Here is a 12,151-nt window from a genome sequence, read left to right on the forward strand (position 1 = left end):
CACTTTGGTCTTGAACTTCGAGGTAAATTTTCTTCGTGTCATTTACAGTAAATTTAATCATTAAACTTACTGCCCTAATTTTTGGGGTATCTACAACCACAACTACTAGAATATCTTATGTATAATCGGGTCTTCTCTTTAAATAAATCCAGGAGATCTGATAGATTTAAGCTGTTGTAGTGAGAAACTTCATTATTATAATCAATAAATGCTGCATCATTATCTGAATTGCTATAAGAATTGTAGGTATATATTTTATCAGTATTATCAAATGTAATTTCGATTGCGGCTGAACCGCAACCTGTGTAACCAATATTAGTTAAGTAAATATTTGGCGTACTTGATTCAAATAAATTAATCACTAAGGTGGGTCTGTTATAGGGCCACTCACTTCCTTTACCAATCACCATTGCGCTCCTATATTTTCCATCAAACTTATTATCTCCTGAACTTGAAGTCCATTGACCAAAAGCCATTACTGGAATAATTAGAATGGTAAAAAACAATACTATTTTCTTCATTCTTTAAATCGGCATTTTAATACTTGGCTAAAATACAGACAACAAAATGTTATAACTATGACACATGTTAGCTCTGAGATTATATGCGCTTTCTTGTTTATGTCTCTGACAATTATCATAGCAACTTAATACGCGATCAAGCATCTTTGATGATTCTAATTAACAATAAGACATATATGGAGCAAAGAGGTTCAAAGGAAAGATCCGTAAATGATCTTGTTTCAACAAACCAAGTAAAGAAATCAAAAAGGCAAGAATACTTTGAAAGTCAAAGAGTAAACTGGTCTGACAGAGACATACAGATGGAAATAATCTATCAGCAAAAGTTACAACTAGAAATGATGGATAGAGTAAGGAGCAACACCAATAAAATGGTTTGGTGGCTAATCGCAATTCCAATTATCCTGGTATTATTTGTTTTCTTTATATCCATCTTGGGGGTAGCCATTGTATAATCATAAAGAAATCATAGAATGAAGAGATTTCTATTTTTAATAGTTCTACTTACCACACTAACTACTGCAGCACAGAATAATTATTTAAGTGATGAGGCTTTGGATATTAAAAAAAATAGTCCTAACCTTTTCTCGTGTATATCACACAATGTGGATCATATAATGCCCGAGATAAATCGACAAGCAATTTCGTATAAGTGGATAGAAGAAGTTGCAGATGCATACAACTATGATACACAGGCTCAGCTGATCATCGTAAGAGCAATAAGAAATTCTGCCAAGTACGAAAAATTTGATCCTGTGCCAGGCTGCGAGGTTGATTGGTACATGGCATACGAACTGATCAAAGATGAATTAAGCATTGATTAAAAATACCTTAAACTCATACAAACAGGGAAGAATCTAATTTGGATCAGTAACTGGAGGCGTATTCTGACCATTATCTTCTTTTTCGTAATTTGAGCAAGTAACCAACCAAACTATGCTCCGCTTCTTCCGCCAAATACGACAACGACTCCTTACTGATAATAAATTCAGTAAATACCTGCTGTATGCCATTGGGGAGATAATGTTGGTAGTGATTGGGATTTTGATTGCCTTGCAGGTGGATAATTGGAATGAAGAAAGGCAGGAGCGTATTGCCGAATTAAACTTCCTGTCCAGACTTCGTGAAGACTTGAAAGTTGATAATGCGTACTTCAGAAAACGGATTGAAGAAGCAAACTCCTCCGAGGCGGCAGGCAAAATATTTCTGAAGAAGCTTTTTGAAAAGCAGCAATCTCTGGAGGAAGCTGTTTCTCTATGGGATTTATTTCGAGAATTTCACAGTTCAGAGATGCTGACCATACAAAATTCGACCTACTCCGAAATGCTTTATGCCGGCAGACTGGAATTAATCACCGATCGCGAATTAAAATCGTTACTACTGGAATATTACAGAGAGTGCGAAAAGGCTGCAAAGCATACCACTGAATTTAATGCTTTCACGGTAGGTGAAATGAGTAATATGGTTGATCAGGCTCCAGGCCTTTATGTAATGCCAACTTACTTAAAGAATACCGACCTGGAATTTGAAGAAGAGTACGGATACCTAAACGATCCTTCTTCTGATGCTTTTAAGAAAATTGTGCATACCGCAGAGATGTACATCTCAAAGCATCATTTTTTAAATGATCTGTATTTCAAGGAGTTGGAAGCACTTTCTACTGATCTAATTACACGGCTTGAAAAGGTGGAGTAATGCTTCTACACACTATTCTCCAAACCTACTACCAAACCCCATGACACTAAGAATCTGCCTCCTCTTTTTTCTGCTATGTTCCACCGCTTGTCGCCCAACAACTACAAAGGAACAAGACACTCTTCAAGGCAAAGTAGTAGGCATAGCTGACGGAGATACTTTCACCCTACTGCTGGATAATAAAACCACCGTCAAAGTCAGATTAGCAAGCATTGATTGTCCTGAACGTAAACAGCCTTATTCAGCAGTTGCCACCAAGTTCATTTCCGATGCGATATTCAGCCGTCAGGTAAGCGTTGTAGTGGATTCTAAGGACAGGTATGGACGTTCTATTGGTTGGGTGTACTATGATGACAAATGCCTTAATGAAGAGCTTCTAAAGGCTGGATTAGCCTGGCATTTCAGAAGGTATTCCAAGGATGAGAGACTGCAAGCAATGGAGGATAAGGCTAGAGCTAATAAGATTGGTCTTTGGCAGGATAGTAAGCCAATTCCACCCTGGGATTGGAGAAGAGGCGTGAGGGATTAGGCTAGGTGTTTACTTAGAAGTTGACTACTACAAAACCTATCTGACGATCTGGAGCATTATCGTCAGAGTTCCAGCTGTATCCTAAGGCCGTCTTTCGTGCAGATTCCAGAAGGCATGAACTGTTATTGGTAGTTCCTCGCACTCCTGGCGTTACTTTGATGACTTTGCCTGAGCGGTCTACTTCAATTTGAACTACTACTCTACCCTCTTCATTACATTCCTGTCGGACAGCTTCTTTGCTGGCCAAGCTGCGACCGCTCAGTCCGTAACTCCCCGAACCAGAACCGCTTCCTGGGCTTCCATAGTAAGTACTTACATACGGGTCTACTAAAGAACTATTGGACTCTTCCACAGAACCATAAGACTCTTTCATTTCCATTTGCTTACTTCTGTACGACTTATCGAAAAAAGCTGTGATTATTTTGTCTGTTTGTGCATCCTTATTTGACGCTGAATAATTCTTCTCTACAAGATATTTTAGTGTATAACGCACTCTAAGTAGATTACTTCCTTTAAGTTGATTTAATTGTTCGTTCGTAAAAAAATAGACTGCTCTAGCGCGACCATCTACAATTTCGGATAATTCAACCTCATCACACGAAATGACATTGCCGTTACTTAGGTATATGATCAATTTACCACCGAACTCACCTAAATCGACCTTCCTATCAAGAGTAATTAGTCCATTGTTTTCCGCTTTTGCAAATGAAATATTCAGATCCTCTTCACCCGAAGAGTTGGATGACAGAATGATAGTTTCGGTACTAGGGAAACTATTCTCACCAATAAAGAAGAGATTCTGTCCATTTGTGGAAAGCGCAACGAAGAATGCTACAAATAGAATTTTCAGACTTTTATTCATATTTACTAATTTATAATCTGACCATCATTGTCTAACACTACTAAAGACCTTCTCCGTTTGCTTTGTTCAATTTATTATCATAGAACATTAAGATGCGATATTCACCATAATCCTCGTTAATCATAAACCAAACATTCTTATTCAAGGTATTCAACTCAACTTGCATCCTTTCCAGAATTAAATCATTAGCTTTTTCATAATCCTCTTCATTATTTCCTTCTTTCGCAATTAACTTATCAATTTCATAGGTTAAAGAATCAGATTTTATTGCTTTTTGTAAGAATGAAGCTTGATATTGTTTATTGTTAACACTCATTTCATATTGAATGTCCTCGTCTTTAGGAATTATGAATTTCGAAATTAATGAGTCAGATGGGGTTGAATACCTTTTGTTATTCAAAAATTGTTGAATTAGTTTATTGAATCTGATTTTAATATTTGTTTCATCTGTGGGATATTTATCTTGAACAGCAATTCGCCAAACCTTATTATTGTTCGTTATAATGAAAATATTAACATCATGTCCATTAAATTCACCATCCAAAATATCTCTAACTTCACTGTTATTTGTAAATCCTCTCGATTTCAATTTCTCAATCATTTCGGGCTTATAGCCATCAACAGGAATATCAAGAAATTTTGTTACATCTTCTTGGGCATATGATGCTACTGGAAATATTAGCAACATTAAAATCCACACTATTTGTTTCAAATTTTTATCCATTTCTTTTAGTCTTAATTGGCCTATTCTTTTCTAAATTTTAGTTTATCCGATTTACATGAAAAATGCCGTTAATAGAATTTTTGGACTTCTTTTCATGCTTACTTAATATTTCAGCGGGCAAACATAGATCAAAACGCAATATTGAAAAGTGACAATAGTCATATTTAACATATTTTAAGAGCTTGATATACTGATACATACGGTGAAATACAGAGTTCTTAGATTAAGTGAAGTCAGAGATAATAAATTATTGGTGGGGCCTTAACAATATAAACCTTTGTGGGTTCAGACTACAGATAAAAAAAGAGTCTATTTGTACGGATCATTCTGACTTGGCCTCCATATAATGCTTCCTAGCAAGTGAGTAATAATCAAAGCTAATGAGATCCGCCTTAGACTTTTTGCCTTCTTTTAATAATTTAAGAATTGACGAAGCCAGTCTATTAATTATCATAGTTTCCGACGGAAAATCATTAACGCCTTCTGGTCGCTCAAGAGGTTGTTGTGTAATATTGAAACCTATCGAATAATCTTTTTCTATATAGTATAATTCTGGTCTCATATTGGACTGCTTAAAATGTAATTTTAAAAAGTAAACATCATTCAGAAAATCCACTTCAATATAATCGAGATACTTGGCAACAAACGTTTGTTTTTCTTCAAACGTAAGTTTCTTCGCCATACTCTTTAGGTCTCGTTTTATCTGTCTCCTATCTTTATCAATGGACACCACGCTTTTCAATTCCTCTTCGGCTTTACTGAGACGTTCCTTAACCTCCTTTTGCTTCTTATCTAAATCTGCCTTGTCCTGTTCGTATTCAGATTTAGTAAAGACACCTTGTACAAGAAATTTCCGCAACTCCTGACGGTCTTTATCTATCTGGCCAAGGTCTTTATTGAGCTTCTTAATTTTCTTCTTTAGAACCGTCAAATTTGATTTGTCGCTGATGTCCTCGAAATAGTCCTCAATGTGCTTTTCAAACTCACCAGAACGGAAGAATTTCAGCCAAACAAATTCCTCAATAAATGGTCTATTAATTGAACGATTACCACAATTTTCTTTGGGGTAACGCTTACTCGTACACATATAGAAATTATCGCTCTTATTCACTCTGCCATGATAGTTTCTTCCACACCTTCCACAAACAAGCATACCACGCATGAGGTGATTATATCTCTTGGCATTACCATGTGTAGTGTTCCTATTATTCTTTATGTTATCATTCACTTTCTGCCAGTAATTAGACTCAAATATGGCAGGAGCTTCGTAGGTTTCACCAGAGAATTTCCGCTCTCCTTTATAAAGTGGATTTTTAACTATATCCAATACCGTTTTCTCTCTCCATTTCAGCTCTGAAATGTTTTTATATTTATATGTTTTTCTAACATTGTCAAATGCCCTATAAGCGGTCTTTCCACTCTTCTCTGCGATCTTTTGGTATCGAGTAGGTATTTCTTCGTCGTTTAAAATTTCAGCGATCTTACGGAATCCTTTGCCTTCCAAAGAGAGTTTGTAAATCCGCTTTACTACTTCTGACTCCTCAGGATCAATAACCATGTAGCCAGCTTCGTCTTTAGTATAGCCATAGGGCATAACTCCTCTGGTTTTACCTTGTCCCACGATCTTTCTTAATGAGTGTGCAATCTTCTCACTCGTCTGATCTATATAGAACTCATTGACACTAGTAACGATGCTATGAATCATCTTCTCTTGTGGACTACTCCAATCAAATTCTTTACCATTGAAGTAGATTTTTATTTCCTCCTTTCCTGCCTTTTTGTGTTTTGCGGAACGAGAAGCAATTAGGAAAAGAAATGTTTCTTTTGTTCGTGAACTACGGTATAACCTGGAATCGTCATACGCCCAGACCGCAGTAAGCTCAGAATCTCTTTTGTCCAGATCTTGAATCATCCTTTGAAATTCTGGTCTATCTTCAATCTCAGCACCACCAGAAACGCCTATATCTTCATAGACTTTTGCTTTTAAGCCTAATTTTTCGGCAAACTGCTCACCATGTTCTCGCTGAACCTCAGTTGAAACCTCATTGGATCGGTCTACGCTAATTCTAACATATACTGCAAGCATAATTTATTTGTTTTAAGGCAATTTAAAGCCCCTCTAATGATCTATCTCTTTTCTTTATCATAATGCCAAGGAATGGCAAATAAAGTCGCCTAAAAGGTTTGCTATGGCTTGGTGTTTCTGTCGGTTGAAAAACGTTAATAACTCCGTTTCTAACAAGCTGAACATTTGGCGATCTTTATATCATGTAAGGTAATGAAAATATTAATGTACCCACAGATATACCTATAAGACATCTGAAATCGAATGATGGGGACTACGGAAGGGACGCAACCGCATCAGACCCGGTCGATGTGTACCCCCTGCCACACTGTGTATTTTTGTGGTTTCCAGCGCTTCCTCCACATTCATCGGCGGCAGGATTCCGGGCAATCGCCGGGCAAGCATCGTCTTACCCGACCCTGGGGGACCAATCAAAATCAGGTTATGCCCCCCGGAGGCCGCAATTTCCATACAGCGCTTAACCGTTTCCTGTCCGCGGACATCACTGAAATCCGGAATAGCCTTCGCTGATCCCCCATTATCTTGGCGGTCTGTATCTTTTTGGGGCGCCAGCTCAAGGGTACCCCTAAAAAATTCAATCACCTGGAGGAGGCTTTCGGCCCCCCGAACGTCCAGATCCTGGACGACTCCGGCCTCTGGGGTGTTACTTATGGGAAGTACGATTCCCTTCAACCCGGCTTTCCGGGCCGCCAGGGCGATGGGCAGGGCTCCTTTGATCGGTTGCAGGTTTCCGTCGAGTGAAAGTTCCCCCATAATCATATATTCGGGCAGGAGATCGGATACCAATTGACCTGAGGCCTCCAAAATACCGAGAGCCAGTGGGAGATCATAGGAAGCCCCTTCCTTTCTCAGGTCGGCTGGGGCGAGATTGATGATAATCTTCTTCCCCGGAATGCGATATCCAATATGCTGCAGGGCTGAAGCAATGCGATAGTTGCTCTCCCTTATTGCGTTATCCGGGAGGCCAACCAGATGATACCCCACCCCTTTATCGATGTTTACCTCAATGGTTACGGGAACTGCTTCAATTCCATAAAGTGCGCTGCCGTAGATTTTCGATAGCATGAATTTGTTTCGGTTGGACAGTATACTGCCCTGGGGTGAAATTACCTTGCAGTTTCTGCCTTCACCTCTTGAGCCCGTAGCAGGTATTATAGTTATCATAAAATACTATATCACAGCGCATTGAGCCCTTTATGATGTTTTAGAAGCGATAGCTCCTACGGTCAAAAGTTGTAAACATTGGTCGTTTACTATGGACTTCAAAAAGCCATCTTCCGAGTAATGCTTACCGCCCCCGGCTTACCTGGAAAATTCCCCAAATCCGTAATTGAATATCGCGTGAAGGTTATTCGGAGGCCACCACAAACGTGGTATGCAAAGAAATCGGCTTTCCAAAGGTGGTAAACCCTTCCAGTCGCACCTCATAAGTACCTGGCACGGAGGAAGTTAAAAAAGAATAGGTTTGAGCTACCCCATTTAAGGCAAGGGTAGGTTCCCAAAGCAATTGATACCTAAAATCCGGTATATTCTCTGAAGGAGTTGCCTGTCGAAAATAATTTTTACGCGGACTGGTCGGAAGAAAAGAAAAACGGGAACCATAGGCTGAATCCCAATTCTCCAGATAGGCATTATCGATGGTTTCAATCGCTACCAGACCCTGATAATTCTGTCCTCCCAGCTGATATTTGTTACGAAGCACTTTTATGGTTTTGATCTTTCGGGCATCATAGCCAAGAAGTGCTTTGTGATTCGGCACGAGTATCCCATCAACTACGACCAAAGGAGGGTCTGTGGTGTAATACGTTCCTTCGCGGGACATAGGCTCCCGGACATAAAACGTATCGGTTCCGTCATCATCCTTTTTGATCCATACATACTCTATGTATTCGATAATGGTTTCCCTGAGGGTCTTGAATCGCGTGTAATCCTCCAGTTCATAGACCTGCGGCAATTCGCCTTCAAAAGGATCAGAAGTTCTATTAAAAATCAGGGTGTCCGGCTTAACTTCGAAGTAGTTGTTTTCGATCTGATTGTGAATACTCCTGTTCCGGATCACTTCCGCCATATCCCGTTTGAGTTCAAACTGAAAGAAATCTGAAAGTTCACCCTCAAATTTATAGGGGGAATACCATTCAAATTGCACATCGGCCTCCTCGAGCCCTGGTGACAATACCTCCGCCATTCCCGTCCTTTCATTATAGGCCCGGGTCAGATAGGTATAAAACTTACCCTCCTCATCGGTACGGACTTTTTTCACTTGAAAATCCGATCCCGGAAGCGATACCGCTATAGTCCGATCGGGTAGCGCTTCTCCTGCCGGGCTTGAGATACGGCCCGAGATCAGTTCTCCCCGCTGTTCGGGAACCGCGAGGATGTCATTAACGCCCTGGGGTATGCGTTTGAGAAGCCCGGCGTAGGCATTCCCGTATTTCTCTGCGGTTACCGGCCCGGGCCCCGGGAGCTCATCTGTTTTGCGGACCGAAAGGGAATACGTCCCATAGCCGCGAGCCCCTCTGAAATTCTTTATCCGCAGCGTGACGGCTTCTCCCATTGCATAGGACGGTTTATCGACTTCCAAACCCAGATCCCGGGACCCGGTGCCCGAATCCCTGGCAGTGACCTCAGAACTTTCAACGTTTGTTCGCTCCCTGTTATCCCCCGGGTTCAGAAACACATTCTGATCTGCCCGATATGGATTGATAAATGTGAGGTCAGAAAGAAAATATTGTGAAATACCTGCATTTTTCATCCAATGGGTATAAGCGACCAGCTTATAATTTCCTGAGGGCATATCTGTAGGGAAGAAATAATCCCCATAACCCCTGCCATCTTCCACATCGATTTTTTTTGTGAACATCACCGCATTGTCCTCATTGAGGAGTTGCACATAAGCCACTTCACTCAATTCGCTGAGCTTATAGGTTTGGGTATTAAAACAATAGGTGCTGTAATACAGGTATTCCCCTGGCATGAATACATTACCAGAAGTGTGCATGTATATAGCTTCCATGGGCGTTTCACGCAAGAGTGCTAATTCCTGTTCACTGGATATACGCACCTGGGCACTTAGAATAAGGCTGGTAAACAGGGTAAGACAAAGACTGATATTTTTGAGGTATGTATTCATATTGTTTATTCAATCCAAAATTCAGGTACTATATTACTCCCCAACACCGTACAATCTCCGCATTCCCTTTTTACATAGGCATAGGTCCCCGGACAGGTACCCAAACCTTCATCATTAGGTGAAATATATGCAATAAGCCCCAGGTTTACGAGTTCTACAATAGACTGTGGACAAGTGCTAGGGGGCATTGGTGCGCAGAATGAAGGATGGGCTTCCGGAGAAGAGGTGGGAACGCAATTTGTAATATACGGAGGCTGCTCCAACTCCGGAAAAATATCTTCGAAATTAAAAAAGAGACGCGCTTCCTGAACAGACGTTACTTCAAAAAAGCCGATAACCGGGGCCTCATCCCGATTTACGGCTTGAATATTACCCGTAAGAAATCCAGGTTGTACGCTGTTAAAAACAGATTCTGTTGCTGAAAAATCATTCAGGCTCTGAAAATATGAGAATGCCTCAGCAGATTGAACAAATTGCCTGACCAGTATGCTGTACCTGTGGCGAATCATAAAATCGGTAGCCCCAAGAAAGCGCACAGGATACTTCAGTATTGCAGGATCGGCGAGCGTGGTTACATCATTTTGTAAAACACGGGTCGAGGGAACCGTCTTATAACAGGTTTGTTGCTCTTCGGTCCTGGGAACAATCTCAAGGTTGTACTGTATGGGGACGGGACACGGATCGTAATCGGTAAGCAAAAAGTCCCGTGGTGTCCATTCCGGGGCGATTACTTTATAGGTTTCCTCATATTCGTACCTATAGTATTGAGCGTCATTGGTTTGGGGTGTCCCATCCAAATACACGAATACCCCATCAGTTCCAATCGAATTTCGATCCCGTTCCGCATAGAGGTTATCAATACTTGCAATTCCGGGCAGTTTTTCAGGGGTTGAACGGTACATTGTGCCCTCCGGAGTGGTAATCATAAGCTCATAAGTCCGATCCGGCACTATAGCAAACTGCTGGGTAGAACTATACACCCCATCCCCCGTATGTGAGAAAGTATAGGCTTCACCCACATCTGTGAGAATGGAAACCTCTGCCCTTGTTTCAACAGGTACACTATCGGTTTCAAACCCAAAACTCCGGGTCAGGCGCACTTGCTGGGTCTTCATTTCATCAGTCAGGGAAGCTTCAATCACAAGCAATGAAGGCGTATCCTGCTCTTCCAGATCCACGGATTCCACACAGGAGATAAAAAGAGACTGAAAAATTGATAACATAAAGGCAGTGGTCGACACGCTTACAAGGGGAAATCTGCGAAAGCAGGTACCCGATTGACGCCTTAAAAGGTGCTTAATACTATGTTTAAAATTCGATTTCATTCGATCCAAAATTCAGGAATTTCTGTACTTCCAACGGCCGTACAATCCACACATGACAGCGGTTTGGTCAGGTATGGCGCTGCACCACCGAGGCGACCTTCACGTTCAATATAATCCTCAAAATCTTCATTCTCTGCATGGTAGGCAATCAGGTTCGCCTGAATCGCATCTAAAAGCGGGGATCCGGTAACCCCATCGAGGACCCCGTCCGGACCGATGTGGAAGCCTTCGGGATAAAGTGGTGGCGCACCGGTGGCGCAATTCGTGAGATAGGGGGGTAAATCCTCGCCGGGGAATAAATCTTCATAGGAAAAGAACACCCGCTGCTCACTGTATGAACTCAGTTCAAAGTATCCTACCACCATACCGCCATCAGCCGCCCGCATGTTCCCTTCCAGAAAACCAGGCTGAATGGTATTAAAAATGCTCTCTGAACTCGAAAAATCTTCGAGGGTACTATAAAAAGAATGGGCCTCAGGACTTTGATGAAACTGACGGACCAAAATGCTGTATCTATGCGCAATTATATAGTTATCCTTTCCGATAAACCGAATTGGAAAATTAACAATCCTATTTTCTCCCAAATTGGCGGTATTGGCCAAGATAATATCCGTTGATTCATTGGTCGCATAGCAGATACTGACGTCAACTGCTCGGGGCTCAACGGCAACTCCCCAACCATCTCCATCATCAAAGGTATAGTCCACTTCACCCCACTCAAAGGGATTGTAAAAAGGAGGTACAACCTTATACGTCTCTTCATACGCATAGCGATAGGCGCCCGAGTTTTCTGACCTGCCCTGATTGCTGACTAAAACACTCACCCCCTCCTGCTGCAATCCGTTAATGTCCCGCACTATTTTAACTTCGGATATCGGTATCTGATCCGGCATGCGCTCAAAACTCGAGTAGTACTCCCTTCCGTCGGTTGTCCGGACCGCAAGACGATACCGCGAACCTCCTGTAAGTCCGAGGACCTGGCTTGAACGATATTCCCCCGCTTCGTGTTCCTGAAACTCATACTGCGGTCCCGATTCCGATTCCAGGAAGACACTGGCTCCGGAAACCGTATAGAGTGTGTCTGTTCCAAAAGCGACCGTACGTGACAAAAACACCACTTGAGTGCTTTCATGATTCGTTATACGCGCATCGATCACCAAAATATTGCCCGAATCTGATGTTTCTGCTTCAAAGGAATCAATACATCCCATGAGACTGCCCATGGCGAAAATGGCAGTCAGCAAGTATCTTATGATATACGGCAACTTCATTATCGGGG

The 12,151-nt window shown here is 41.5% G+C and carries 11 protein-coding genes and 1 pseudogene; 4 read left to right on the top strand and 8 right to left on the bottom strand.

All coding sequences use genetic code 11. The annotated features are described in order from the left end of the window. Positions 1-74: 74 nt before the first annotated feature. Entirely contained in the window at positions 75-521 is a 447-nt protein-coding gene (locus QU605_RS11605) for a hypothetical protein (protein WP_289725488.1), read from the bottom strand. Positions 522-697: 176 nt separating this feature from the next. Between QU605_RS11605 and QU605_RS11610 the strand changes: the two genes are divergently transcribed. From QU605_RS11610 to QU605_RS11625, 4 genes are all read left to right on the top strand, one after another. Beyond that, positions 698-976 (top strand): p24 family protein, encoded by a 279-nt coding sequence (locus tag QU605_RS11610; RefSeq protein ID WP_289725489.1) that lies wholly within the window; start codon positions 698-700, stop codon positions 974-976. Between the two features lie 18 nt (positions 977-994). After that, positions 995-1,345 carry a hypothetical protein gene (locus tag QU605_RS11615; RefSeq protein WP_289725490.1) on the top strand — a complete coding sequence of 117 codons (351 nt, stop codon included), beginning with the start codon at positions 995-997 and terminating at the stop codon, positions 1,343-1,345. Positions 1,346-1,457: 112 nt separating this feature from the next. After that, complete coding sequence (locus tag QU605_RS11620; protein ID WP_289725491.1) at positions 1,458-2,216, top strand: DUF6090 family protein; 759 nt, start codon at positions 1,458-1,460, stop codon at positions 2,214-2,216. Between the two features lie 40 nt (positions 2,217-2,256). Further along, the gene (locus QU605_RS11625) at positions 2,257-2,745 is read left to right on the top strand and encodes a thermonuclease family protein (protein WP_289725492.1); all 489 of its coding nucleotides are present in this window, start codon (positions 2,257-2,259) and stop codon (positions 2,743-2,745) included. 13 nt (positions 2,746-2,758) lie between these two features. Here the strand turns inward: QU605_RS11625 and QU605_RS11630 are convergent, their stop codons facing one another. From QU605_RS11630 to QU605_RS11660, 7 genes and pseudogenes are all read right to left on the bottom strand, one after another. Beyond that, positions 2,759-3,607, bottom strand: a complete 849-nt coding sequence (locus QU605_RS11630; RefSeq protein ID WP_289725493.1) for an energy transducer TonB — start codon at positions 3,605-3,607, stop codon at positions 2,759-2,761. A 40-nt stretch (positions 3,608-3,647) separates the two neighbouring features. After that, positions 3,648-4,331 (bottom strand): hypothetical protein, encoded by a 684-nt coding sequence (locus tag QU605_RS11635; protein WP_289725494.1) that lies wholly within the window; start codon positions 4,329-4,331, stop codon positions 3,648-3,650. Positions 4,332-4,653: 322 nt separating this feature from the next. Then, positions 4,654-6,417: a recombinase family protein gene (locus tag QU605_RS11640; RefSeq protein WP_289725495.1), complete on the bottom strand. Its 1,764-nt coding sequence runs from the start codon at positions 6,415-6,417 to the stop codon at positions 4,654-4,656. 228 nt (positions 6,418-6,645) lie between these two features. Beyond that, positions 6,646-7,482: pseudogene (locus QU605_RS11645) on the bottom strand (YifB family Mg chelatase-like AAA ATPase); the annotation flags it as partial. A 283-nt stretch (positions 7,483-7,765) separates the two neighbouring features. Continuing rightward, positions 7,766-9,547, bottom strand: coding sequence for a hypothetical protein (locus QU605_RS11650; RefSeq protein WP_289725496.1), 1,782 nt, complete (start codon positions 9,545-9,547; stop codon positions 7,766-7,768). A 5-nt stretch (positions 9,548-9,552) separates the two neighbouring features. Continuing rightward, the gene (locus QU605_RS11655; protein WP_289725497.1) at positions 9,553-10,770 is read right to left on the bottom strand and encodes a DUF4249 domain-containing protein; all 1,218 of its coding nucleotides are present in this window, start codon (positions 10,768-10,770) and stop codon (positions 9,553-9,555) included. A 98-nt stretch (positions 10,771-10,868) separates the two neighbouring features. Beyond that, positions 10,869-12,143 (bottom strand): DUF4249 domain-containing protein, encoded by a 1,275-nt coding sequence (locus QU605_RS11660; protein WP_289725498.1) that lies wholly within the window; start codon positions 12,141-12,143, stop codon positions 10,869-10,871. Positions 12,144-12,151 lie beyond the last annotated feature (8 nt).

The organism is Robiginitalea aurantiaca (assembly GCF_030380815.1).
Classification (GTDB): domain Bacteria; phylum Bacteroidota; class Bacteroidia; order Flavobacteriales; family Flavobacteriaceae; genus Robiginitalea; species Robiginitalea aurantiaca.

Excerpts from the sequence above, each read along its gene's own strand:
- QU605_RS11605 (WP_289725488.1), bottom strand. The coding sequence starts at position 521 with ATGAAGAAAATAGTATTGTTTTTTACCATTCTAATTATTCCAGTAATG.
- QU605_RS11610 (WP_289725489.1), top strand. The coding sequence starts at position 698 with ATGGAGCAAAGAGGTTCAAAGGAAAGATCCGTAAATGATCTTGTTTCA.
- QU605_RS11615 (WP_289725490.1), top strand. The coding sequence starts at position 995 with ATGAAGAGATTTCTATTTTTAATAGTTCTACTTACCACACTAACTACT.
- QU605_RS11620 (WP_289725491.1), top strand. The coding sequence starts at position 1,458 with ATGCTCCGCTTCTTCCGCCAAATACGACAACGACTCCTTACTGATAAT.
- QU605_RS11625 (WP_289725492.1), top strand. The coding sequence starts at position 2,257 with ATGACACTAAGAATCTGCCTCCTCTTTTTTCTGCTATGTTCCACCGCT.
- QU605_RS11630 (WP_289725493.1), bottom strand. The coding sequence starts at position 3,607 with ATGAATAAAAGTCTGAAAATTCTATTTGTAGCATTCTTCGTTGCGCTT.
- QU605_RS11635 (WP_289725494.1), bottom strand. The coding sequence starts at position 4,331 with ATGGATAAAAATTTGAAACAAATAGTGTGGATTTTAATGTTGCTAATA.
- QU605_RS11640 (WP_289725495.1), bottom strand. The coding sequence starts at position 6,417 with ATGCTTGCAGTATATGTTAGAATTAGCGTAGACCGATCCAATGAGGTT.
- QU605_RS11650 (WP_289725496.1), bottom strand. The coding sequence starts at position 9,547 with ATGAATACATACCTCAAAAATATCAGTCTTTGTCTTACCCTGTTTACC.
- QU605_RS11655 (WP_289725497.1), bottom strand. The coding sequence starts at position 10,770 with ATGTTATCAATTTTTCAGTCTCTTTTTATCTCCTGTGTGGAATCCGTG.
- QU605_RS11660 (WP_289725498.1), bottom strand. The coding sequence starts at position 12,143 with ATGAAGTTGCCGTATATCATAAGATACTTGCTGACTGCCATTTTCGCC.